This window comes from Vibrio renipiscarius, assembly GCF_000827885.1.
Lineage (GTDB): Bacteria > Pseudomonadota > Gammaproteobacteria > Enterobacterales > Vibrionaceae > Vibrio > Vibrio renipiscarius.
This window is the reverse complement of record NZ_JTKH01000024.1, coordinates 597,167-621,440: the sequence shown is the minus strand read 5'-3', so window position 1 is coordinate 621,440 and position 24,274 is coordinate 597,167. Positions and strand designations below refer to the sequence as shown.

At 48.0% G+C, this 24,274-nt stretch carries 17 protein-coding genes; 14 read left to right on the top strand and 3 right to left on the bottom strand.

Annotation, left to right across the window (positions count from 1 at the left end):
- The first annotated feature begins 90 nt into the window (after nucleotides 1-90).
- The 8 genes from prpC to OJ16_RS16345 all read left to right on the top strand — a co-directional run bounded on the left by prpC (nucleotide 91) and on the right by OJ16_RS16345 (nucleotide 13,421).
- The gene (prpC, locus tag OJ16_RS16380; RefSeq protein ID WP_040992312.1) at nucleotides 91-1,233 is read left to right on the top strand and encodes a bifunctional 2-methylcitrate synthase/citrate synthase; all 1,143 of its coding nucleotides are present in this window, start codon (nucleotides 91-93) and stop codon (nucleotides 1,231-1,233) included.
- Between the two features lie 92 nt (nucleotides 1,234-1,325).
- Entirely contained in the window at nucleotides 1,326-3,926 is a 2,601-nt protein-coding gene (gene acnD, locus OJ16_RS16375) for a Fe/S-dependent 2-methylisocitrate dehydratase AcnD (protein ID WP_040992311.1), read from the top strand.
- 115 nt (nucleotides 3,927-4,041) lie between these two features.
- The gene (gene prpF, locus OJ16_RS16370) at nucleotides 4,042-5,214 is read left to right on the top strand and encodes a 2-methylaconitate cis-trans isomerase PrpF (RefSeq protein WP_173425026.1); all 1,173 of its coding nucleotides are present in this window, start codon (nucleotides 4,042-4,044) and stop codon (nucleotides 5,212-5,214) included.
- Between the two features lie 148 nt (nucleotides 5,215-5,362).
- A complete protein-coding gene (locus tag OJ16_RS16365) occupies nucleotides 5,363-7,240 on the top strand; it encodes a propionyl-CoA synthetase (RefSeq protein WP_040992309.1) in 1,878 nt (625 codons plus the stop codon).
- 130 nt (nucleotides 7,241-7,370) lie between these two features.
- On the top strand, nucleotides 7,371-7,838 hold the full coding sequence (locus OJ16_RS16360; RefSeq protein WP_040992308.1) for an ASCH domain-containing protein: 468 nt from the start codon (nucleotides 7,371-7,373) through the stop codon (nucleotides 7,836-7,838).
- Between the two features lie 185 nt (nucleotides 7,839-8,023).
- Entirely contained in the window at nucleotides 8,024-8,239 is a 216-nt protein-coding gene (locus OJ16_RS16355; RefSeq protein ID WP_040992307.1) for a VF530 family protein, read from the top strand.
- Nucleotides 8,240-9,113: 874 nt separating this feature from the next.
- Nucleotides 9,114-10,256 (top strand): efflux RND transporter periplasmic adaptor subunit, encoded by a 1,143-nt coding sequence (locus OJ16_RS16350; RefSeq protein ID WP_040992306.1) that lies wholly within the window; start codon nucleotides 9,114-9,116, stop codon nucleotides 10,254-10,256.
- 12 nt (nucleotides 10,257-10,268) lie between these two features.
- On the top strand, nucleotides 10,269-13,421 hold the full coding sequence (locus OJ16_RS16345; protein ID WP_040992305.1) for an efflux RND transporter permease subunit: 3,153 nt from the start codon (nucleotides 10,269-10,271) through the stop codon (nucleotides 13,419-13,421).
- Between the two features lie 124 nt (nucleotides 13,422-13,545).
- Here the strand turns inward: OJ16_RS16345 and OJ16_RS16340 are convergent, their stop codons facing one another.
- Complete coding sequence (locus tag OJ16_RS16340; protein ID WP_040992304.1) at nucleotides 13,546-14,121, bottom strand: AcfA family outer membrane beta-barrel protein; 576 nt, start codon at nucleotides 14,119-14,121, stop codon at nucleotides 13,546-13,548.
- Nucleotides 14,122-14,464: 343 nt separating this feature from the next.
- On the opposite strand from OJ16_RS16340, the gene yidA reads away from it, so the two are divergent.
- A complete protein-coding gene (yidA, locus tag OJ16_RS16335; RefSeq protein ID WP_040992303.1) occupies nucleotides 14,465-15,274 on the top strand; it encodes a sugar-phosphatase in 810 nt (269 codons plus the stop codon).
- Between the two features lie 104 nt (nucleotides 15,275-15,378).
- Here yidA and OJ16_RS16330 read toward each other — a convergent pair whose 3' ends face one another.
- Entirely contained in the window at nucleotides 15,379-16,038 is a 660-nt protein-coding gene (locus tag OJ16_RS16330) for a CatA-like O-acetyltransferase (protein ID WP_040992302.1), read from the bottom strand.
- Nucleotides 16,039-16,276: 238 nt separating this feature from the next.
- Here OJ16_RS16330 and OJ16_RS16325 point away from each other — a divergent pair, with 238 nt between their 5' ends.
- Nucleotides 16,277-16,933, top strand: a complete 657-nt coding sequence (locus OJ16_RS16325) for a Bax inhibitor-1 family protein (protein ID WP_040992301.1) — start codon at nucleotides 16,277-16,279, stop codon at nucleotides 16,931-16,933.
- A 146-nt stretch (nucleotides 16,934-17,079) separates the two neighbouring features.
- Nucleotides 17,080-17,463 (top strand): SpoIIAA family protein, encoded by a 384-nt coding sequence (locus OJ16_RS16320; RefSeq protein ID WP_040992300.1) that lies wholly within the window; start codon nucleotides 17,080-17,082, stop codon nucleotides 17,461-17,463.
- A 136-nt stretch (nucleotides 17,464-17,599) separates the two neighbouring features.
- Here the strand turns inward: OJ16_RS16320 and OJ16_RS16315 are convergent, their stop codons facing one another.
- The gene (locus tag OJ16_RS16315) at nucleotides 17,600-18,346 is read right to left on the bottom strand and encodes a phosphatase (protein WP_040992299.1); all 747 of its coding nucleotides are present in this window, start codon (nucleotides 18,344-18,346) and stop codon (nucleotides 17,600-17,602) included.
- A gap of 455 nt (nucleotides 18,347-18,801) precedes the next feature.
- Between OJ16_RS16315 and gshA the strand changes: the two genes are divergently transcribed.
- The 3 genes from gshA to OJ16_RS16300 all read left to right on the top strand — a co-directional run bounded on the left by gshA (nucleotide 18,802) and on the right by OJ16_RS16300 (nucleotide 24,249).
- Nucleotides 18,802-20,430 carry a glutamate--cysteine ligase gene (gene gshA / locus OJ16_RS16310; RefSeq protein ID WP_082030264.1) on the top strand — a complete coding sequence of 543 codons (1,629 nt, stop codon included), beginning with the start codon at nucleotides 18,802-18,804 and terminating at the stop codon, nucleotides 20,428-20,430.
- A gap of 137 nt (nucleotides 20,431-20,567) precedes the next feature.
- On the top strand, nucleotides 20,568-22,388 hold the full coding sequence (locus OJ16_RS16305; RefSeq protein WP_040992298.1) for an ABC transporter ATP-binding protein: 1,821 nt from the start codon (nucleotides 20,568-20,570) through the stop codon (nucleotides 22,386-22,388).
- Nucleotides 22,381-24,249 carry an ABC transporter ATP-binding protein gene (locus tag OJ16_RS16300; protein WP_082030263.1) on the top strand — a complete coding sequence of 623 codons (1,869 nt, stop codon included), beginning with the start codon at nucleotides 22,381-22,383 and terminating at the stop codon, nucleotides 24,247-24,249. Before OJ16_RS16305 ends, OJ16_RS16300 begins: the two co-directional genes overlap by 8 nt.
- Nucleotides 24,250-24,274: the final 25 nt, after the last annotated feature.

Below are 24,274 nucleotides of genomic sequence, written 5' to 3'. Positions count from 1 at the left end.
AGTCAGCAAATAACCAATAACGTGAAACCGTCTGGTGACGAAAAAGCATCCCAACAGAGGATAACTTGCCAGACAGAAAAGGAGTTCAACATGCCTTCTACACAAGCAACTGATGCAACCGCAACGGGCGCGGGTCTGCGTGGCCAAAGCGCAGGAAGCACCGCCTTATGCACGGTGGGAAAATCGGGCACGGGCCTGACTTACCGTGGCTATGATATTACCGATCTGGCCAATCATGCTCAGTTTGAAGAGGTCGCCCATTTATTGCTGCGGGGTCATCTACCTAATCAACAAGAGCTGGATAATTACAAAACCCATCTGATTGCGCTGCGGGGTTTACCTGCGCCGCTTAAGCAGGCGTTAGAGCTGATTCCGGCGGATGCTCATCCAATGGATGTGATGAGAACCGGCTGTTCAATACTCGGTAATTTAGAGCAAGAAACCGATTTTTCACAGCAGTTGGCGGCCACAGAACGAATGTTGGCATTGTTCCCCGCCATGATTTGTTATTGGTATCGCTTTAGCCACGATGGTGTGCGAATTGATACGGACGATCAAAGCCAAGATTCGCTGGGCGGCTATTTTTTGCAAATGCTCACTGATAAAGCGCCGAGTGAGATGCAAAAGCAGGTGATGCACTGCTCGTTGATCTTGTATGCCGAGCATGAATTTAATGCCTCAACGTTTGCCGCTCGTGTATGCGCTTCAACGCTGTCAGATATTCACTCTTGCGTAACCGCTGCGATTGGCACTCTACGTGGCCCTCTACATGGTGGTGCAAATGAAGCCGCAATGGCGATGATTGAAAACTGGCAAACCCCGGATGAAGCGGAGCAAAACATCCTGCGGATGCTGGACAATAAAGACAAGATCATGGGTTTTGGTCATGCCATTTATCGTCAAAGTGATCCGCGTAATGCTTTAATTAAACGCTGGGCGAAAGAGCTGTCACACGCTGTCGGTGATACCCATTTGTATGCGGTATCAGAACGCGTAGAAGCGGTGATGAAGCGTGAAAAAGACCTGTTCTGTAATGCCGATTTTTTCCATGCCTCGGCGTATCACTTTATGGATATTCCGACCAAATTATTTACCCCTATCTTTGTGATGAGTCGTTTAACCGGGTGGGCGGCGCATGTTTATGAGCAACGCGAGAACAACCGCATTATTCGCCCTAGCGCCGATTACACGGGTCCTGATTACCAAGCGTGGGAGCCAATCTCTAAGCGATGAATGTCAGCGAGAAAAACACAGCAGATGGCCTGCTAAGGTTGATGTTAGCAGGCGGTGATTAGGATCAAAGAGAATCAAATAGGAACTCGGTTATGAGCATAAATAGCCAATATCGCAAGCCGCTGATAGGAATAGATTTAGATTATTTTGATGCGCGAGAAGCGGTCAATGCCATCGCCCCAAACGCCTATCAATCGCTGCCTTACACTTCTCGCATTTTAGCTGAGCAGTTAGTGCGTCGCTGCGCTCCAGCAATGTTAGAGATGAGCTTAAAACAATTGATTGAGCGTAAGCGTGATTTGGATTTTCCTTGGTATCCAGCGCGAGTGGTTTGCCACGATATTTTAGGTCAAACCGCCTTGGTTGATTTGGCGGGTCTACGGGATGCAATTGCCGATCAAGGTGGCGATCCGGCCAAGGTGAATCCGGTGGTGGAAACCCAGTTGATTGTCGACCATTCGTTGGCCGTTGAGCATGGCGGTTTTGATCGCGAGGCATTAGATAAAAACCGTGCGATTGAAGATCGTCGTAATCAAGATCGCTTCCACTTTATTGAATGGTGTAAAACCGCCTTTGAAAATGTCAGCGTGATCCCCGCAGGTAACGGCATCATGCACCAGATAAACCTCGAGAAGATGTCGCCAGTGGTGCAAGCCAAACAAGGGATTGCTTATCCTGATACTTGCGTCGGGACAGACAGCCATACCCCGCATGTGGATGCGTTGGGTGTGATTGCGATTGGTGTGGGTGGCCTTGAAGCGGAAACCGTGATGCTGGGCCGACCATCAATGATGCGCCTGCCGGATATTGTCGGCGTGAAGCTAACAGGGCAGCGTCAAGCGGGTATTACGGCCACCGATATTGTGCTGGCGATGACCGAGTTTCTGCGTAACGAGCGCGTCGTATCGTGCTATTTGGAGTTCTTTGGCGAAGGCGCGCGAGCGCTGACCATTGGGGATCGCGCGACGATTTCCAATATGACGCCAGAATACGGTGCCACCGCCGGCATGTTCTACATTGATGAGCAAACCATTCACTATCTGAAACTGACTGGTCGTGATGAAGAACAGGTAACGTTGGTCGAAAACTACGCTAAACAGACAGGGTTGTGGGCCGATGATCTGCAAACTGCGGTGTATGAGCGCGTGTTGGAGTTTGACCTTTCTAGCGTAACACGCAACATGGCAGGTCCTTCAAATCCGCATCGTCGACTGCCCACTTCTGAGCTTACCCAGCGCGGCATCGCGAGCCAATTACAACTCAATAAGGATACATTATCTGATGGTGTATTGCCCGATGGGGCGGTAATCATCGCAGCCATTACTTCCTGCACCAACACCAGCAATCCACGTAATGTGGTGGCGGCAGCGCTAGTGGCGAAAAAAGCCAATCAATTAGGGTTAACCCGCAAGCCGTGGGTAAAAACCTCTTTCGCGCCAGGCTCCAAAGTGGCCAAGCTCTATTTAGAAGAGGCGGGCTTGCTCACTGAGCTTGAGCAGTTGGGTTTTGGCATCGTGGGCTATGCTTGTACCACCTGCAATGGCATGAGTGGCGCCTTAGAACCTGCCATTCAGCAAGAGATTATTGAGCGCGATCTGTATACGACCGCAGTGCTATCGGGCAATCGCAATTTCGATGGCCGTATTCACCCTTATGCCAAACAAGCCTTTCTCGCTTCTCCTCCTTTAGTGGTTGCCTATGCCTTGGCGGGAACGATCCGTTTTGATATTGAGCGCGATGCGTTAGGCATCAATCGCCAAGGCGAGCCGATTTACCTCAGTGATTTATGGCCAAGTGATGAAGAGATTGATGCGGTAGTGAAGACCAGCGTCAAGCCAGAGCAGTTTAGGCAAGTTTATATTCAGATGTTCAAACTCGATGATGATCAGCAAAGTGCTAACCCGCTCTATGACTGGCGCGAAATGAGCACGTATATCCGTCGTCCCCCTTATTGGCAAGGTGCACTTGCTGGAGTGCGAAGTTTGTCGGCGATGAGGCCTTTGGCGATTTTGGGCGACAACATCACCACTGATCACCTTTCGCCTTCCAATGCGATCTTACCTACCAGCGCGGCAGGAGAATACCTCGCTAAGATGGGCTTGCCGGAAGAAGATTTTAACTCTTATGCCACGCACCGTGGTGATCACCTTACCGCGCAACGCGCGACATTTGCCAATCCAAAGCTGTTCAATGAAATGGTTAAGGACAATGGTGAAGTGGTGCAAGGCTCCCTAGCTCGCGTGGAGCCGGAAGGCCAAGTGATGCGCATGTGGGAAGCGATTGAAACTTATATGCAGCGTAAGCAACCTTTGATTGTGATAGCAGGCGCCGATTATGGCCAAGGCTCATCACGAGATTGGGCGGCGAAAGGCGTGCGCTTGGCTGGCGTTGAAGTGATTGCGGCTGAAGGCTTTGAGCGCATTCACCGTACTAACCTGGTCGGGATGGGAGTGCTGCCGTTGCAGTTCAAAGCGGGAACAAATCGCCACACTTTAGCGCTGGATGGTTCCGAGCTTTACGACGTGGTTGGCGAAATTGCCGCTGGGGTCGATTTGGCTTTAGTGATCACCCGAACCAATGGCGAAAAGATCGATGTCGCCGTGACGTGTCGCTTAGATACCGCCGATGAAGTGCATGTTTATCAAGCGGGTGGCGTGTTACAGCGCTTTGCCCAAGATTTTTTGGCGGAGTGAGGGAAAGAAGATCATGAATAAAATTCGCTTCTTAAAACAAACGCTTTGCTCAAAACAAGAAGGGCATTCGGCCGCAAGCCACAATGACGCCCGTCAGCTTGAACATTCCAACGCAATGCAAATGAAAGTACCGGCGACCTACATGCGGGGCGGTACGAGCAAGGGCGTGTTCTTTCGCCTTAGTGACCTGCCGCCTGCGGCGCAAGTGGCGGGTGAGGCGCGTGACCAATTATTGCTGCGCGTGATTGGCAGCCCTGATGCTTATGGTAAGCAGATTGATGGTATGGGCGGAGCAACCTCCAGCACCAGCAAAGCGGTGATTGTCAGCCAAAGTACGCGCGCTGATCACGACGTTGATTACTTATTTGGTCAGGTCTCGATTGATCAACCGTTTGTCGATTGGAGCGGTAACTGCGGCAACCTTTCTGCCGCCGTCGGTCCGTTCGCAATTCACGCTGGGTTAGTCGATGCCAAGCGTCTGCCGCGCAACGGCATTGCAGAGGTGCGTATCTGGCAGGCCAATATCAGCAAAACCATTGTGGTGCGTGTGCCGATGCTCAATGGCCAAGTGCAAGAGTGCGGCGACTTTATGCTCGATGGGGTCACTTTTCCTGCCGCCGAAATCCAAGTTGATTTTGTTGATCCCGCGGATGGAGCTGGGCAGCTTTTCCCGACCGGAAACCTAGTGGATGATTTGGATGTGCCGGGTGTTGGTGCGTTTAACGCCACCTTAATCAGTGCGGGCATCCCGACAATATTCATCGATGCTCACTCACTTGGCTATCAAGGCACAGAGCTGCAAGAGGCGATTAATTCTGACGAGCAAGCGCTGGCCAAGTTTGAAACCATTCGTGCTTATGGCGCACTTAAAATGGGCTTAATCAATAATATTGAACAAGCCACAAGCCGCCAACATACCCCTAAAATTGCTTTTGTTTCTAAAGCCAAAGAGAGTCTTTCTTCCAGTGGTAAGGTCATTGCCCGCGATGAGGTGGATTTGCTGGTACGGGCCTTGTCGATGGGCAAATTGCATCACGCCATGATGGGCACCGCTGCGGTGGCGATTGCGTCTGCGGCGTGTGTCCCCGGAACGCTGGTGAATCTTGCTGCGGGCGGCGGCGTGCGCTCGGCGGTGACCTTTGGTCATCCATCGGGAACGCTAAAAGTGGGGGCGCAATCGAGTCAAACGGACGACGAGTGGCAGATAGAGAAAGTCACCATGAGTCGTAGTGCGCGAGTCTTAATGGAGGGGATGGTGCGCGTTCCGTTCGATCCTATTTTCTCATAACGCTTAGATCATCTGAGTGAGTCGCTTTGTTCAAATAGTCGCTTTATTCAAGGACGACATCTACGCATTTATCGCTTCGGCCCGGTTATTCAAACTCCGTGAGGGTGTTTGGGTATCGGCCGAATGAAGACATACTGGAGGAAGCACTATGTCGGCATACCAAGAACAATACCAATGGGCGCAACAGAAACCAGAGCAATTTTGGCAGCGCCAAGCGCAAAACATTGATTGGTTTCAAGCGCCACAAACCATTCTCGCCAACGATGAAAATGGCATCGAACGCTGGTTTCCTGATGGAGTGATGAATACCTGTTGGTTAGCGCTCGATACTCATTGTGATCAGGGGCGAGGCGCGCAAACCGCCTTGATTTATGACTCACCAGTGACCGGAGTGAAGCTGCGCTATAGCTATCTACAATTGCGCGACCAAGTCGCCGTAATTGCAGGCATGTTAGCTGCGCAAGGTGTAACCAAAGGCGACCGTGTAGTGATCTATATGCCGATGATCCCAGAAGCGGTGATGGCCATGTTGGCATGCGCGCGGTTGGGCGCCATTCACTCGGTGGTGTTTGGTGGCTTTGCGCCCAGCGAGTTGGCGGTGCGAATCGAAGATGCTGAACCTAAGGTGATCATGACCGCCTCGTGCGGCGTGGAAGTCAACAAACTGATCCCATACAAGCCGATGATTGACCAAGCCATTATGGACAGTCGCTGGAAGCCTGAGAACGTCTTTGTATTACAGCGGCCGCAATGTGAAGCGGAGCTCAATCAAGAGCGTGATATTGATTGGCTGCAAGCACAGCAAAGCGCCTTGCCTCATGCCTGTGTCCCTGTGTTGGCCACTGATCCGCTCTATATCCTCTATACCTCAGGCACCACGGGTAAACCCAAAGGCGTGGTGCGTGACAATGGCGGTCATGCGGTGGCAATGAAATATTCCATGAGCGCAATCTACAACATGCCGCAAGATGGGGTGTTTTGGGCCGCTTCCGATGTGGGTTGGGTGGTTGGCCACTCTTACATTGTCTATGCGCCGCTAATTCATGGTTGCACTACCATCTTGTATGAAGGTAAACCGGTACGCACGCCTGATCCAGGGGCGTTTTGGCGCGTGTGCGAAGAGTATCAAGTGGATGTTTTGTTCTCAGCACCGACGGCGTTTCGTGCGATTAAGAAAGAAGATCCGCAAGGGGAGTCTCTCAAGCAATATGACTTATCCCAGTTAAACGCTATTTTTATGGCCGGTGAACGACTAGACCCACCCACGTTAGAGTGGGTTGTGAGCCACGCCAATAAACCGGTGATTGATCATTGGTGGCAAACCGAGACCGGTTGGGCGATCGCGAGTAATTTAACGGGTGTCGAGATGATGCCGGTGAAAGCCGGCTCAGCAACGATGCCTGTCCCCGGTTACCAAGTCGCAATCTTAAATGAAATGGGCCAAGCCGTTGAAGCGAACCAACAAGGCTTTATTGCGTTGAAACGCCCTTTGCCACCAAGCTGCTTGCCGACGGTATGGCGCAACCATGATCGCTTTGAGAGTGGTTATCTCAGCCAGTTTCCGGGTTACTACGTTTCAGGCGATGGCGGTTATCTCGATCAAGATGGGTATCTATTTATCATGGGCCGGATTGATGATGTGATTAATGTTGCCGGTCACAGATTATCAACTGGTGAAATGGAAGAGATTGTGGGTGGTCATCCGGCCATTGCCGAATGCGCCGTGGTCGGTATTCATGATGAACTTAAAGGCCAACTGCCGCTTGGGTTTGTGGTGCTCAAAGATGGCGTCAGCATTGATGATATAACCTTAGAGGGAGAGCTAGTCAGCAAAGTGCGTGACTCAATTGGTGCGGTTGCTTGCTTTAAACATGCGTTGGTGGTGGAGCGATTACCGAAAACCCGTTCAGGTAAGATTCTACGCCGTACTATCCGTCAGATTGCCGATGGTGAAAGCTATACCGTACCGTCAACCATCGATGACCCAACCAGCATTAGTGAGATCGAACGGGTATTGCGCTTATAGCGATAGCGTTGTGGGCTCTCGAATAAAGGGGGCGAGTTAGATTTCGATCCATTATTTTTGTGTAATGTCGGCGTCATTTGACGGTTGTGATATGATTTTTAGTCTTTTCAAACTCATATCAAGGAAGAGTATGACCCCGAATCAACAAGCGTTTCTCGACCAATACCTTGCTCAACTCACGGAAGCAGAGCGCAACGATATACCGCAAGTTTTCGCGGAGTATTTTTGTGCGGATGAATATAACGCCAACGAATGTGCGCGTTTAGTGGATCAGGGCATCAAAACCGCATCGTGTAGCTTAAAAGAGGGCTACGAGATTGATGATGAACCTTTACCAGTGGTTGGCCGCTTAACGGTGGTGTTGGATTGGAATCAAATCCCCATCTGTATCGTAAAGTTAACGAGCGTTGAGATTTGCCCATTCAATCAAGTGACTGAGGTGTTTGCTCAGTCTGAAGGTGAGGGGGATGGAACGTATGCGTGGTGGCGTGAGGCACACATCGCATTCTTTAGTCGCTATGCACTCGATATAGGGGCTAACTTCCAAGAAGAGTCTGAACTGGTCCTCGAGCGTTTTGAGAAAGTGTTCCCACGCTAGTGTTTTGCTCTTGGTGGCTTGGCTTAGGGGGCTTTGTTTGAATAAACAGGATTGAATCATTTGCTGCATTTATTCGATAGGGATTGGCGGGTTATCTGTTAAAATCGTTCAATCTAAGCTGCGATCGAGCGCAGCGCTGTCTCGTTGTGATAACGATGATATCAATTGATTTAGGAAGCTGCTCAATGAGCCAACAAGCAAATAATCCATTACATGGCCTAAGCCTTGAGAAAATTCTGACCCGCCTAGTTGAACATTATGGTTGGAAAGGGTTACACCAAGAAATTCGAGTGAATTGCTTTAGCAGTGATCCATCGATTAAGTCGTCTTTGAAGTTCTTGCGCAAAACCCAGTGGGCGCGAGATAAAGTAGAAGCACTTTATATCAACACTTTTAGCTAAACATTCGTTTCCGAACGACGATTAAATGGCGCTAATTATTTCTATTTTCATGGAGAGAGTTAGCGTCATTTTTTATTTCATGCTTCCCATGTCACTAATAGTAACGAATACCCCTCTCTCACGTTAAATCCGATTTTCTCAGCCTACAGTATGTTCTGTTTGATTGATATTTAGCCAGCGGCGTGCGCAAATTAAACGTATTACCATCTCTTTTGTGATTCTACATCGTCGGTATTTTTTGAATGTGTATGGGCAAAAACAAGGAAGTGATGCAGATATCTTGTGTGGATGGATTCTATTTTTAATCGTTTATATTTGGTGATAAATTAATCAAACGTGAAAATTGCCCGCCTATTTTTTCTCTGCACAGACAAATGTTTTTGCGTCAATAGAATAGTTGTAAATATCTATAACTAACACGCCCGCGTTTATCTCCTCACTTGAATTTGTTATCTTATTTAAAATAAAGTCATTAAAATTCATGAGCTTGTGATTTTTGCGACGTTGTATTTCTATTTTTTATCGAGTTTGCGTTTGTTCACACTTTTAGAGGGGGCGCAAGTTAAAAAATACAGTAATAAATATTATTAATCGATACCATTAATTACCTTAATCTATAAATTATTAATTGTTAGAATGTGTTTTTTTTATGCGTATTTAGGGTATTTTTATCTACTTTGATTTTTGTATTTGTGGCATATTTAGCCGTCTTACTTACCATCTGGATAGTAAAGAAAAAATTGCACTCAAACGAGGGTGTCTGGTTTGAATTTATTGTGCATTGATAAATTGGAATTAGGTGTGTTTGAAATTTTATTTTGACGCGTCGTCCAGATCCTCTTTTAAGTCGTAATGTGTATATATTGGAGATTAAATGAACAACAAACTTAGGATTGCTTCGGCGATTGCTGCTGCATTGTGGATTTCTGGTTGTGACATGTCGTCACATGCGGCACCGCAACAAGTGGCTAAAGCTGTTCCAGTCAGCATCATCGAGCTAAAAAGCCAACCACAAGCGATTACTATGGAATTGCCTGGTCGAAGCCGTGCCTATATGGAAGCTGAAGTTCGTCCGCAGGTAAATGGTATTGTACTTGAGCGTAGCTTTACTGAAGGTAGTTACGTTGAACAAGGTCAGTCGTTATATCAAATTGATGATTCGACTTACAAAGCGGCTTTGATCAGTACAAAAGCTGAATTAAAACGCGCGGAAGCGGCATTGGCATCAACAAGTGCGACGGCAAAACGTTTTAATGAACTGTTGAAAACGAAAGCAATCAGCCAACAAGATTTTGATCAAGCGGAAGCGGCTTACTTAGAAGCACTAGCAAGTGTTGCGGTAGCAAAAGCGGCCATCAATAACGCAGAAATCAACCTAGCGTACACGAAAGTAGCCGCTCCGATTTCAGGCCAAATTGGTAAATCAACCGTTACCGCGGGTGCGCTGTTAACGGCAAACCAAGGTCAAGCGCTAGCAAAAATCTCGCAACTTGATCCGATCAATATCGATATCGCACAATCAAGTACGCAAATGCTACGTCTAAAGCAACGTATCGCAAGCGGCCAGCTTCATCAGCCTGAAACGGCAGAAGTCCACTTGATTCTAGAAGACGGCAGCGTTTACGAACATAAAGGTTCAATGAAGTTTGCTGAAGTGACGGTTAACGAATCAACAGGTGCAGTGACACTGCGTGCTGAATTCCCTAACCCAGACAGCATGCTACTACCAGGTATGTTTGTGCGTACTATCGTGACTGTAGGTACCGATCCAAAGGCGATTCTTGTGCCGCAAAAAGCGATCACACGTAACCCTCGTGGCGAAGCGGTAGCGATGGTTGTGGATGTAGAGAACAAAGTAGAAGCGCGCATCGTAACGACAGCGGAAGCGATCAATCATCAATGGTTGGTGACTTCTGGTCTGAAAGAAGGCGACAAAATCGTAGTGGAAGGATTGCAAAAAATTCGTCCAGGCGCTGCGGTAGCTCCTTCAGTAATGAGCGATGCTCAAGCAAGCTAACAGGAATTCTACATGGCTCGTTATTTCATAGATCGTCCGATCTTTGCATGGGTTATTGCGATCATCATCATGCTGGCGGGTGTGCTGTCTATCAGTACGTTGCCGGTATCGCAGTACCCAACGATTGCGCCCCCTACCGTGGTAGTAAGCGCAAACTATCCTGGTGCTTCTGCTAAAACGGTTGAAGATTCGGTCACTCAGGTTATCGAACAGCGTATGACTGGTCTTGACCACTTACGCTACATCTCGGCTGAAAGTGATAGTTTTGGTAACGCACAAATCAAGCTGACATTTAACGCTGAAGCGGATATCGATATTGCGCAAGTTCAAGTACAGAACAAGCTGCAATTGGCGATGCCTTTGCTACCTCAAGTCGTACAGGCACAAGGTATCAGCGTAAACAAAGCGGGTAGTGGTTTCTTGATGGTTGTCGCCTTCGTTTCTGAAGATGGCAGCATGGATAAAGCCGATATTGGCGACTACGTAGCTTCGAACATCCAAGACCCAATCAGCCGCGTTGCGGGTGTGGGTGATATTCAGGTGTTCGGCGCTCAGTACGCAATGCGAATCTGGCTTGATCCGCTAAAAATGAACCAATACAACCTGACCACCAATGATGTTATTGGTGCGATTCGTGAGCAAAATGCTCAGGTATCGGCTGGCCAATTGGGTGCCGCACCGTCAGTGAAAGGCCAACAACTTAACGCGACGATTTCGTCTCAATCACTTTTGCAAACCCCTGAAGAGTTCAGCGACATTGTCCTGAAGTCTGATTCAACGGGTGCGCAAGTATTGTTGAGCGATGTGGCGAAAGTTGAGAAAGGCGCAGAAAACTACATGATCACGGGTCTTTACAACGGTAAAGTCGCGTCTGGTCTGGCTATTCAGTTAGCAAGTGGTGCAAACGCCCTAGATACGAAAGATGCCGTTATGGAACGTATGGAAGAGCTGAAAGACTTCTTCCCTCCGGGCCTAGAAATGGTGATTCCTTTTGATACAACCCCGTTTGTAAGCAGCTCGATTGAAGGCGTTGTTAAGACCCTACTTGAAGCAATCGTGCTTGTGTTCGTTATCATGTATCTGTTCTTGCAGAACTTCCGCGCGACGTTGATTCCAATGATTGCGGTACCGGTTGTACTGCTGGGTACCTTTGGTATTTTGGCGGCGGCTGGTTTCTCAGTTAACATGCTGACGATGTTTGCAATGGTACTCGCCATCGGCTTGCTGGTGGATGATGCGATCGTTGTCGTAGAGAACGTTGAACGTATCATGTCTGAAGAAGGCTGTACGCCTTTGGAAGCGACGCGTAAGTCGATGGACCAGATTACGGGTGCATTGATCGGTATCGGTCTAACGCTGTCTGCGGTATTCGTACCAATGGCCTTCATGTCAGGCTCGACCGGTGTTATCTACCGTCAGTTCTCGATCACCATCGTATCCGCGATGGCGCTATCGGTATTGGTGGCAATGGTTCTCACACCAGCACTTTGTGCGACCATGCTTAAGCAGGTAGAAAAAGGTCACGCTTACACGGATAAAGGCTTCTTCGGCGCATTTAACCGTTGGTTTGATCGCTGGACGAACCGTTACGAATCAGGTGTAGCAAGCATCATCAAACGCACGGGTCGTGTGTTTATGATTTTCATTGCGATCACGATTGGTACCGGCTTCCTATTCCTACGTATGCCAACGGCGTTCCTACCAGATGAAGACCAAGGCGTTATGTTTGCGCAAGCAATCCTACCGGCGAACGCATCTCAAGAAAGCACCCTAAAAGTGCTGGATAAGATGGAAACGTACCTGAACACAGACGAAGCAGAATCAGTTGAATCTGTCTTTACGGTAGCGGGCTTTAGTTTCGCGGGTATGGGTCAGAACATGGGTATGGCGTTTATCAACCTAAAACCATGGGATGAGCGTACGGCGGAAGGTACCGACGTACAATCTGTAGCGAACCGTGCAATGGGCGCCTTCATGCAGATCAAAGAAGCGATGGTATTTGCCTTCGTTCCGCCTGCAGTAATGGAGCTTGGTACGGCGGGTGGTTTCGACTTCTATCTGCAAGACCGTAGTGGTCATGGTCACGACGCATTGATTGCGGCACGTAACCAACTGCTTGGTATGGCGGGACAAAACCCTAATCTAGTGGGTGTTCGTCCTAACGGCCAAGAAGAAGCACCGATTTACCAATTGCACATTGACCACACGAAACTGCGCGCACTGAATCTGAACATTTCAGAAGTGAACTCAGTTCTAGCGTCGGCGTGGGGTGGTTCATACGTGAACGACTTTATCGACCGTGGTCGTATCAAGAAAGTGATGCTGCAAGGTGAAGACCAGTACCGTATGCAACCAGAAGATCTTGATAAATGGTTCGTACGAAACAACAAAGGTGAAATGGTACCATTCTCGGCATTTGCTACCGGCAGCTGGGAATACGGTCCACCACGTCTAGAGCGTTTTAACGGTATGCCTGCGGTTAACATCCAAGGTGCGCCAGTGCAAGGTTACAGCACAGGTGCAGCGATGGCTGATATCGAAAGCCTACTGGCTAAACTGCCAACAGGCTACGGTATTGAATGGAACGGTCTATCATACGAAGAACGTCTATCAGGCAACCAAGCGCCAGCGCTATACGCACTCTCAATTCTAGTTGTATTCCTAGTATTGGCCGCGTTGTATGAAAGCTGGTCGGTACCGATTGCGGTTATTCTAGTGGTGCCACTTGGCGTTGTTGGTGCGATTGTTGCGATGAATCTACGTGGCTTGCCAAACGACGTATTCTTCCAAGTAGGTCTATTGACGACGGTTGGTCTAGCAACGAAGAACGCGATCCTTATCGTGGAATTTGCGAAAGAGTACTACGAGAAAGGCGCAACCCTAAGAGACGCAACACTGCACGCAGTACGTGTACGTCTACGCCCAATCCTAATGACTTCATTGGCATTTGGTCTAGGTGTTGTTCCTCTAGCGATCAGCTCGGGTGTCGGTTCTGGCGCACAAAATGCAATCGGTACGGGTGTACTTGGTGGCATGGTGGGTTCAACCTTCCTAGGCATCTTCTTCGTACCACTGTTCTTTGTTGTTGTTGAACGTATCTTCAGTAAGCGTGAGCGTGAAGAAAAGCGTCAAAGCAAGCTAGAGCTGAGCAGTAACGAAGGCTAATCATTAACGATATTGGTTGATGAATCCAAAATGAAAGGGTCGATATTATCGACCCTTTTTTTGTGCGCGTTATTCAGTCAGCTTCTTATTTCAATCAGAATCGGTGCTTGTTTACACCGTTCGTTTAAAAGTAATAGCTGCCTGCAAAGGTCATCATACTCATGCTTGAGTAGCTGTCTGCTTGGTATTTTAGATTGCAACCGAGCGTGACGTTAGGCGTAAGATGATACTCCAACCCCATCGTTCCTATCGCGCCGAGCTCATTGGTACTTTTCGACGCGTAAAACGGTGGGTCATTGCGTGTCTTGTTCGCAGACAATTGATACTGCGTGTAGGTCGCCCCTGCTTTAAGCTTTATTGTCCAATCGCGATTATTGAATAACGACCAAGAGTAAACCGGCGCTAGGGAGAACTGTTTCGACGTCAGTTCCACGTCCCATCCGTGCGCAGTGTCATTATCGCTATAGTGATGATTTTTCTGGTAGCCGAGCTCAAGTGCTAAATTATTGTTGAAGGCGTAACCCACCCATAAACCAGCAAAGCGATCTGTTGAGTCTGGGCTTAATATAAGGCCATCAACCTGGTCATTGACCTTGATGTTATGTTGTGGAGTGGCCAATCCTACCTCTAAGCCAACGTATGGAGATGAGACGACTGGAAATGCGCACGCGAGCAAAGGAAGCAAACAGTATTTTTTCATAGAATCTTTTTTATAGAATCAATCTTGGGACAGAGGGAGCGTATTCTATTGGCTGTTGTGCAATTAGTTAACTGGTATGTGTGATTTATTTGCTTGGGTAAGTGTCAGAATATTCTTATAAATTGGCACTTTTACTTTGGTTAAGTTCGATCCCATTGAATAAGCGCGACAGGGAATGTCTGTTCGCTCTCTCACCCGTAACAAATGATGAAAGCAGCCCATGAATGTTGATGGCCATCAAATGTCGCTATGATTCTACCGATTGCCTATGGAATGTTGTCGAGTTAGGGCGGAAATTTGATTAAGATTCAGCCTGAATAATTGGTCTTCCGCGGAATATAACATGTACAAATTAGTTGCTTTAGATATGGATGGCACGCTGCTGAATTCGCACAAAGCCATAAGCCCACGTACAAAACAAACGATTCAAGAGGCACGTGACAAAGGCGTTCACGTGGTGCTTGCTTCTGGTCGCCCACTCGAAGGGATGACGCGTTACCTAGATGAATTAGGAATGACGTCAGAGCAAGATTACGTATTAAGTTACAACGCATCGCTTGTGCAGCGAGTGGCAAGCAAAGAGGTTATTCGCAAACAGATCATGACGGGGTTAGATGCCAAAAACCTCGCGGCATTGGCTGACGAACTCGGGACTTACATTCATGCATTCTCAACCGAGCGTGGTTTGATTACGCCGCTGGCGAACCCAATTACACAGCATGAAGCGGACATTAACCAGATATCCAGTTCGGTGTTTGATTTTGCCGATCTTGCCGATGATGATGAAATTATTAAAGTGATGCTGGTTGCACCAGAAGAGGTGCTAAGCAATGCGATTGCGCAGTTGCCTGCCGATCTCTATAGCCAGTATACCGTGGTACAAAGCTCGCCCGTTTTCTTAGAAATCATGAACAAACACAGCAATAAAGGCACCGGTGTTGCCATGTTGGCTGAGCATTTAAACATTGATGCGAGTGAAGTGATTTGTATGGGTGATGCGGGTAACGATCACCACATGATTGAATACGCAGGGCTTGGCATTGCGATGGGCAATGCGAGCGATGATATTAAAGCGTTGGCGAATCACATTACCCTATCGAATGACGAAGACGGCGTGGCCGTTGCGATTGAGCAATTCATTCTTAACGCATAATGTTGTCCATTGAATAAATAGAACGAAACGCCCGACATGGTTAGGGCGTTTTTTTTGATTTTTTAATGACAAAAATGCATGTTGCGTGGGTATTGGAAAGAATATTAGCAAGGGTCAAGCAATGACGGCGTGTTGAATAATGTTTGCAACGTTTGAATAAACTGCCCCACGTGCAAACCGTCCATTAAGCCATGATGGACTTCTAGCGACAGTGGCATTCGCCATTGTTCACCTTGCTGGACTAATTTACCAAAGGCCATTTTTGGCACGCTGTCAGGGAAATTGACATCTCTGGCATGGCTCATGCTGGTGAAATCGATCCATGGCAACACAGTAAGATGAATCGTATCTTGCTTCATCTCTTGGCCGATAAACTGCTCTAAGATAAACGGCGTATTTTTAATGCGCGTTTCGGTTTCTGTCGCTCTGGCCGTAAATTGTTCAAATTGAGGTTGGTAATCTAAATCGCAAAAACGCACGGTATCGTCGGCAGCCAGTAAGGCCACGCTGACCTGCATCGGCGAGTAGATGCGCACTTCGTCGCCCACCAATCGATAGGCCATCGGCTCGCATTGATTCAATGCTTGTTGGGTCAGATAAAGATAGGCGTGAAAGAAGCGATGATGGTGCTGCTTACAATAGCGGTGCAGGGCAGAGACATCGATATTGGCACAGATATTATACCAAGGATGGCTAAAACCCTGGTAGAACCTGAAGTGTTCGGCACGCGCCCATTGGGTGACATCCAGCACTTGATACGCCATGTTATTTCCCTATGATTTCAATGATTTTTACGCTCCGATTGTATTGTTCACTGGAGGATAAGAGAACAAAAATATTCGTCATACCGCAGGGAACCAGCCGAAAGGATCATCAATGTGGCGAGCCACTTAACGGATTACACCTATTTATCGTGAATGGATGGTTTTTCAACCATACTGGACATTGCGTTAAACACAGATGACATCATAAACGAAATCGTCAATAAAGAAGGGAGAGGTCATGGAAGACAATGTTTTTGAACGCCGTTTTAGCGGCGAGCCTGAAATCAGTGCGCGCTTGTACAATTTAACCATTGGGGCCGTGTTGTGTTGGGGCTTTTGGATTAACTGGATAATGGTGTCAGCCATTCCTGTTGAAGTGATCGCCTCGATCAATCCTTGGGTCTTTTTCATCGGCTATTTTGCGAGTTGTTTTTTCGGTATCTATCTATTCAGGTCTTCATCAAACCCATTAGTGAGTTTTGTGGGGTATAACTTTGTCGTGGTGCCTTTTGGTCTCATTATCAATACGGTGGTCTCCCAATACGACCCTGCGTTGGTGCTCTCGGCGATTCAAGTGACCGGCTTGGTCACGGGAATCATGATGTTCCTTGGTACGCTATTTCCAAATTTCTTCGCGAAAATCGCCGGAGCATTAACGATTGCTCTGCTTGTCGTGATCGTGGTTGAACTGTTTCAAGTTTTCGTGCTTGGCATTCATCAATCTTGGATTGATTGGGCTGTCGCGGCGATTTTTTGTGGTTACATCGGTTATGACTGGGGGCGCGCGAATCAGATCCCCAAAACCTTAGATAATGCCGTCGATAGTGCCGCGGCGCTTTATATGGACATCATTAATTTGTTCCTACGTATTCTGCGTATTATGGGGCGCAAATAGAGGGTTTTCGGGGCATAGCGCTGCGATTGTCGATGACCTTTTTCGGCTCTGCTTGCTGACGATTTGGTTCTTATTTATCGCTTCTTTACCTCTCTTCGATCAAATCTGTACTAAATTAGAACTAGGTTTAGTACAGAGGTGAACGAATGAATAAGCACGGAATTTCTATCGGGCTAGATAGAGTCGATGATGACGTTTTTCTTTCTATCAAAGCGGTGGGAAAGTTAACCCATGATGACTATCAACGACTGGTGCCGATGTTGGATGCAGCGTTAGCGAAAATTGAACAACCTAAGGTGAAAGTATTTTTTGACGCGACCGAATTTGAAGGTTGGGAGTTGAGAGCGGCTTGGGATGACTTTAAGCTGGGCATGAGCCACGGTTCTGAATTTGATCGCGTCGCGCTGTATGGTTCGCATGGCTGGCAAGAGTGGGCAGCGAAGGTCGGAAGTTGGTTTATTAACGGCGATATTCGTTCGTTTGAAGAATATGACGAAGCGGTCGCGTGGCTTATGGATGGTGAACAGTAGCCATCCAGCTTACTTTCGCCTCTGAGTTTATCCATAGCGATAAACTCATCTGATCGGCCGAAAAACGCCTCTTATCGAGCGAGTAAGAGGCGATTAAATCATCAGGTGGATGGCATTTCTTCCAGCGTTCAATGAATCAATACAGATCGGCAAACTCTTCAATCGGGTCTTTACCTCGTAGCAGTAGAAAATTTAAGAAGCGTTGGGTACTGGAGGTGATGATTTTCTCTTCATCGATTTGGTATTTTTCTAGCAGTGCCGCGGCGAGATCCAATCTTGCGATATCTGCGCAGAAATGGGCATCAGAACCGGTGGTAAAATACACGCCAATTTCCTTACCGATGCGTGCAATCGCATCGCAGCATTCAATGCTGCCCGCTCGACTGTGCCCGAGTAGCGAGGAGTTATTAATCTCAATGGCGACATTGTGCTCTTTCGCACAAGTCAGCACCGCCTCAATATCAAACCCAAAATTTGGATTGCCGAGATGGCCAAGCGCATCTACACGGCCGCTTTTTATCACATTGAGCAGAGCCTCGGTATGGTCGGCTTCACTGGCGGGAGCAAAAACCGGTTCGTGGAAACTGGTGATTACCCAATCTAATAACTGCTCGGTTTGCGGGTGAATATCGATGTCACCTTGGGTATTTAAGGTGTTTGCCTCCACGCCTCGGATAATCCCAACGTCATTGAGAAAGCGCGGAATGATGCGCTGATTATTGAAGAACCAATAGTGGGGGGCGCCTGGCATTGTTGGGGCGTGATCGGTCGTACACAGAATTTTTAGTCCCTTACGTTGAGCGGCGGCCGCATTTTCTAAAAGGGTGCTGTAGGCGTGACCACTGGCCAGTGTGTGAGTGTGTGTATCAACCACGATTTGCATCGTTCTCTCCTGAAGTTTAAGACGACATATAGCGGAGTCTCTTCGATTGGGCCGCTGGTCGTGCGTGCAAAACAACAATCCATGGTCACCTACAGTCTCTGATTTATGTGACGAGCAAGTGTCATTGTTTGAATCGTTAAGCTTGTGATTATAGGCGATATCAGGTCAATTGATGGCTTGTTGGATCAAGGATAACGAATCCTTTTTCGCCCATACCCGCCGACTTGACGTTGCCGCGGTGTTGACTCGCACTCTCAAACCTCATCTCATCGCGCATCTATGCGCTGAGGCGTTTAAGTTCAGAGACGTTTATGTTCAGAGGCTTTGTTCGCGGGTCGCCTACCTGCATCTTCAAGTTGTTTGGGGATAGGAACAAATAATTTTATTTTTTCGTCGTCTTTTCTTTTTGGCCTTCGTCTTAATCGAGCAATTGCAAAATACCTGTGAAAGAAATAATGAAAAAGACTGAAATCAATCGCCCTAAAAACCACGCTGTTTCATCGGTCAGTGTCGATGAACGGGCTCAAAATCTGCTGGCTCGCATGGATGTGAAAACGTCACTCGGTGGTATTCGCCGTGGGATCGAAAGGGAACTGGTTCGCACTCAATTAAATGGCCAGCTGTCTGAATTGGCACATCCACGTCAATTAGGATCTGCGCTCACTCATCCATACATCACCACTGACTTCGCGGAAGCGCAATTAGAGCTAGTGACGCCTGCGCTGACGGATCGCCAAGCGACGTTCGATGTATTGGCCTCGTTGCATCAATTCGTCGCGGAGAATCTCCCGCTTGGCGAGAGCATGTGGAGTGCGAGTATGCCTCCTGCCGTGACGAGTGATGAGAGCATCGTGATTGCACAGTTCGGTCGCTCTAACGCGGGCCAATTGAAAGAGCGCTATCGTGAAGGCTTAGCCAATCGCTATGGTAAGCGCATGCAGTTAATTTCTGGCATTCATTATAATTTTTCGTTGCCGGAGACATTTTGGCAAACGTTGCATCGTGAGTTGAATAGCGAACAGACGTTGAATGATTTTATTTCTGAACGCTACTTTCACCTTATTCGTAATGTGTTGCGCTTTGGTTGGATCATTCCGTATTTATTTGGCGCATCACCGGCGCTCGATGCCAGTTATCTTGAGGAGAGAGCGCACCCACTGCAAGCATGGGATGACAACACATATTACCTACCATGGGCAACGTCATTACGCTTAAGTAATTTGGGGTATAACAGCAGCGAACAGGCGGCTTACCCGACAAGTTTCAATAGCAAACAGGCGTATTTGAGCGATTTGTATCGCGCGCTGACCCAGCCGAGTGAACGGTATACTCACCTAAAGGGTGATCAACAACTGAATGGGTCGGTATTGCAGTTGGAGAATGAGCTTTATGGATCGGTTAGACCCAAAATCATTCATGACGAACTGCGACCATTGATGGCGATGTGTCAATACGGCGTGCAATACATCGAGCTAAGAAGCCTCGATAACAATCCGTATTTGCCTCTGGGTATCAGTCTTGAGCAAAGCCAGTTCTTAGATCTCTTTCTGGCTTACTGTGCCTTAGCACCCAGTGAAGACATTGGCGATCAAGAGCGCGCACTGATCATGCAGCGCCAAGAGTTGGTCGCCACCCAAGGACGCAAGCCCGGTTTGCGATTACCAACATTGCAAGGGGATGTGGCTCTTGATGCGCTGGGCTCGGCGCTGCTTGATGACATGTTCTCAGTCGCGAAGGTATTTGATGATGCGTTTGCTTGCCAGGACTACACGACGGCGATTGAGCGCGAGCGGGCTAAATTTGTTGAGCCAGACTTAACGCCATCGGCGCGATTGTTGACGGACATGAAGACGAATCAACAGGGCTATGCTCAGGTAATTCATCAATTGTCGGTGGCCAATACGGCAACTTATCGTTCGCATGTGATGGCCGATGATGAGCATGACAATCTTGTTTCTCTCGCCGCGGAATCGCTGCAAGCGCAAGCTCAACTGGAAGCGCAGCAGGACGTGAGCTTTGATGCTTTTATCGAGGCGAAAAATCATGTGCCTTGTGGGTGTGATGCGAGTGAGAAAGCCGCATAAGTTTGAGTGAAGACCAAGAACGAATGCCATAACGTCAAAGACGTTGTGGTATTCACCCTCGAGGTTCGATGCATACGCCCTGTTGTATTTGCGCGTTTTTTCAATGCGCATCTAATTGTAAGTTGCTGATTTTATATATGAACATTATTTGGAAACTAAGGGGCTACATTCGAATGTACGCCGCTGAGTATATGATTGCGATCGTGGTTTTGCAGATCGTTGCCCTACTGAATTTGGTGCCCTCGTGGTTGATTGGCAAGATTGTTGATGCCATCAGCGACAGCACGTTAACCCTATCGACACTGATGACGTACCTTGCGGGCATTGTGGTGTCGGCCGCTGCGATGTATGGCTTGCGTTTTGTTTGGCAAAGCAAGTTGTATGGCGCATCCATTGCGATAACCCGTGTGATGCGCAGTGATCTCTTTGCTCGTTTCACGACATTATCGCCAGGCTTTTATTCTCGCCGCAGTACCGGGGATTTAATGGCGCACGCGACCAATGACCTCAATGCCGTCGAAGAAGCGACGGGCATGGGCATCATGACGCTGGTGGATTCTTTTATTGCCGGCTTCACCGTCATTCTCGGTATGGTGTTGGTTGTTAATGGCGAGCTGACGGCGGTTGCGTTATTGCCTTTCCCGTTATTAGTCTTCATTACTTTTCGTTATGGCAAGTCACTGCACAAAGCGTTTGGCCGCGCGCAATCGACGTTTTCTGAGATGAATGAAGAAGTCCGTGAAACCGTAGCGGGCATTCGAGCGGTGCGTTCTCATGGTATTGGTTCACGTCAAGAGCGTCGTTTTGGTCAAACATTGGATGACACGTTAGACGCCAACTTGGCGGTTGCCAAAGTTGATGCCGCGTTTTCCCCGACGGTTCAATTGGTTTACGGTTTGTCGTTTGTGATTTCGCTGGTGTATGGCGCGTGGTTAATCCAACAAGGGCAAATTACCGTGGGGTTATTTACCACGTTTACCTTGTATCTTGGGCAGCTATTGGGGCCATTTTTGCAATTTGGCTGGCAGTTTAATGTCTTTCAACGAGGCAGTACGTCATGGCTGCGTTTAGAGACATTATTTGCTGAACACAGTGAAGTGGTTGAAGGGGCGAAGAGCCTCGCGGACGACTCTGGCTCAAGCATGCGTGTCGATATTCACGCGTTTTCGCACGATGATCATCATCAGGCACAAGGCAATCCCGCGGTATTGAAAAACATTCAATTTGATGTGCCGGATGGCGGATTAGTGGGCATTACTGGCCCAACGGGCGGTGGTAAAAGTACGTTATTACAGTTGGTGCTGCGTCAATTTCAATTGGAGTCGCATTCAAATATTTGGATTGATGGCACGGCCATCAACACGCTGACCTTTGATGCACTGCGTCGTAAATTAGCGTGGGTCCCGCAAAAACCGCACCTGTTTACGGGCACGATTGCCGAAAATATCGCATTGGCAAAGCCGTTGGCTGAGTTGAGTGACATAGTGAGAGTGGCGGAAATGGTGGGGATGCGTGATGAAATTGAAGCGATGCCACAAGGTTTTGATACGCCGCTTCGGGAAGGCGGCAGCAATTTATCGGGCGGACAAAAACAGCGATTAACCTTGGCTCGTGCACTTTTGTCTGATGCGGATATCTTACTGCTCGACGATCCATTTAGCGCCTTAGATATGAAAACCGAAGTCGTCGTGCGTCAAAATTTAAAACAATATTACGGCCACAAAACCGTGTTATTGGTGACACAGCGGTTAACCAACTTAATTGAAGCCGATCACGTGGTTGTTATTGATGAGGGCGTGATTGTGGAACAAGGCAATCACCATCAATTGGTGGCTAAGCAAGGCTGGTATTCGATGGTCTATCAACGTCAAAGCCAATTAGGTCAGTCTGTGGGGGTGACAGTAGATTCGGCGAAGAAGGAAGAGCGCCTTTCAATGGTGGAGGTGGCGAATGTCTAATTCAAATCAAGGTCAGACTTCCCAAGTGAAGGGGACGAGCCCTCAAACCGAAAGCAAGGCGTCAACGGCAATAAAATCGCCTTCGTTATTGGTGCGCTTAACCGCGTTTGCTTTGCCGCATAAAGTGCGTTTTATCGGTGCGTTTATTTTGTTGGCGATCGCCGTGAGCGCTGAAATGGCGATCCCTTGGCTGGCGAAAATCATTCTAGATGATGTGATCGTACCTAACCAATTTGAATGGCAGCACCTTGGTTGGTTGTCTGCCGCGGTGATGCTGTTTTACATCATTTCCGCAGTCTTTACCTATTTGCAAGCGGTGGTTTTTCGCCATGCGGCCCTTTTGGTGGTGAATGATGTGCGCCAGCAGTTGTTCCGCCATGTACTCCATTACCCTATTCGAGTGTTTGATAAATTATCGGCAGGGGTGTTGGTTTCCTACATCACCAACGACACGGAATCGTTACGAAACATGTTTGTTTCTACCATTCCGACCATTATCCAAGGTGGCTTGAAAATTATCGCTATCTTTATCGCCATCGCTTTATTGGACTGGCGCTTGATGCTGATCAGCTTGGTGTTGATTCCGGTACTGCTGCTGACGATGCACGTATATCGTAAAATTTCGATGTCGGTGTTTGATGGCATTCGTGATCAGGTCAGCCTCATCAATGGTCAAATCAATGAGTCTTTACAAGGCATGCCATTGATTCAGGCGTTTCGTCAGGAGAAAGCGTTTCAAGCCAAATTTGAGCAAGAGAATCAGCGCTGGTTTGCATTCCGCGCTAAATCGATTGCGATTGATAGCTTGATGTTGTTGCCGTTGACCCGCTTGGTTTCCACCTTAACCGCGGTTGGGATTGTTGCGTGGTTTGCTGGTGTGTCACTAGAGACGGCGGTTGAGATAGGCACCTTGTATGCGTTTTTGAACTATATCGAGCGCTTTTTTGACCCTTTCCGTCAATTGTCGATGGAGCTGCGTAAATTGCAGGTCGCCACCGTTTCTTCAAAGCGAATCTTTGAATTATTGGATGATGAGGCTCAAACAGGCAACGCGGTGGCAAAATCGAAGCCGGTGATCGACCAGTACGACATTGAATTTCGTCACGTGACGATGGGCTATGATGAAGCCCACCCAGTCCTCTCTGATGTGAGTTTTACGGCCAAAGCAGGACAAGTGACCGCGATCGTTGGCCATACAGGTAGCGGAAAAAGTTCTATCATCAATCTATTAATGCGTTTTTATCCGCATCAACAAGGTGAGATTTTTATTGGCGGTCAACCATTAGCGTCGTTACCCGAAGTCCAGTTGCGCCAGATGTTTGGGTTAGTGTCACAAGACCCAATCATCTTTAGTGGTTCACTATTGGAAAATATTGAGTTATCGCGTGGTACGCCTGATCGAGACAAAGGCATCGTGGCGGCGCAAAAAGTCAAAGCCGATCGCTTTATTCAACGTCTTAAGAATGGTTATGACCACCAACCCGGACATGGTGGCTCATCGATGTCAGTGGGCGAAAGACAATTGATTGCTTTAGCGCGCGCGATTTCACACGATCCGAACGTATTCTTGTTGGATGAAGCGACCGCCAATATCGACAGTGATACTGAAGAAGCGGTAAAAGAGGCATTAAATCAAATTCAAGAGGGTCGAACGGTCATTACCGTTGCGCATCGTCTTTCCACTATCCAAAACGCGGATCAGATTTTGGTGATGAATAAGGGCAAGGTGGTACAAAATGGGACACACGATGAACTGATTGAACAGTCAGGGGATTATCGTGATTTGTATCTTGCTCAAAAAGCACAAGAAGAACGTGAGCACCTCAATAGCTCACTCGGTTTAGCCAGCGCGATCGCCTAACTCGGTATCAGGCCCACTTAGGCCT

Coding starts and splice junctions, on each gene's coding strand:
- prpC (WP_040992312.1), top strand. CDS start 91: ATGCCTTCTACACAAGCAACTGATGCAACCGCAACGGGCGCGGGTCTG.
- acnD (WP_040992311.1), top strand. CDS start 1,326: ATGAGCATAAATAGCCAATATCGCAAGCCGCTGATAGGAATAGATTTA.
- prpF (WP_173425026.1), top strand. CDS start 4,042: ATGCAAATGAAAGTACCGGCGACCTACATGCGGGGCGGTACGAGCAAG.
- OJ16_RS16365 (WP_040992309.1), top strand. CDS start 5,363: ATGTCGGCATACCAAGAACAATACCAATGGGCGCAACAGAAACCAGAG.
- OJ16_RS16360 (WP_040992308.1), top strand. CDS start 7,371: ATGACCCCGAATCAACAAGCGTTTCTCGACCAATACCTTGCTCAACTC.
- OJ16_RS16355 (WP_040992307.1), top strand. CDS start 8,024: ATGAGCCAACAAGCAAATAATCCATTACATGGCCTAAGCCTTGAGAAA.
- OJ16_RS16350 (WP_040992306.1), top strand. CDS start 9,114: ATGAACAACAAACTTAGGATTGCTTCGGCGATTGCTGCTGCATTGTGG.
- OJ16_RS16345 (WP_040992305.1), top strand. CDS start 10,269: ATGGCTCGTTATTTCATAGATCGTCCGATCTTTGCATGGGTTATTGCG.
- OJ16_RS16340 (WP_040992304.1), bottom strand. CDS start 14,121: ATGAAAAAATACTGTTTGCTTCCTTTGCTCGCGTGCGCATTTCCAGTC.
- yidA (WP_040992303.1), top strand. CDS start 14,465: ATGTACAAATTAGTTGCTTTAGATATGGATGGCACGCTGCTGAATTCG.
- OJ16_RS16330 (WP_040992302.1), bottom strand. CDS start 16,038: ATGGCGTATCAAGTGCTGGATGTCACCCAATGGGCGCGTGCCGAACAC.
- OJ16_RS16325 (WP_040992301.1), top strand. CDS start 16,277: ATGGAAGACAATGTTTTTGAACGCCGTTTTAGCGGCGAGCCTGAAATC.
- OJ16_RS16320 (WP_040992300.1), top strand. CDS start 17,080: ATGAATAAGCACGGAATTTCTATCGGGCTAGATAGAGTCGATGATGAC.
- OJ16_RS16315 (WP_040992299.1), bottom strand. CDS start 18,346: ATGCAAATCGTGGTTGATACACACACTCACACACTGGCCAGTGGTCAC.
- gshA (WP_082030264.1), top strand. CDS start 18,802: ATGAAAAAGACTGAAATCAATCGCCCTAAAAACCACGCTGTTTCATCG.
- OJ16_RS16305 (WP_040992298.1), top strand. CDS start 20,568: ATGAACATTATTTGGAAACTAAGGGGCTACATTCGAATGTACGCCGCT.
- OJ16_RS16300 (WP_082030263.1), top strand. CDS start 22,381: ATGTCTAATTCAAATCAAGGTCAGACTTCCCAAGTGAAGGGGACGAGC.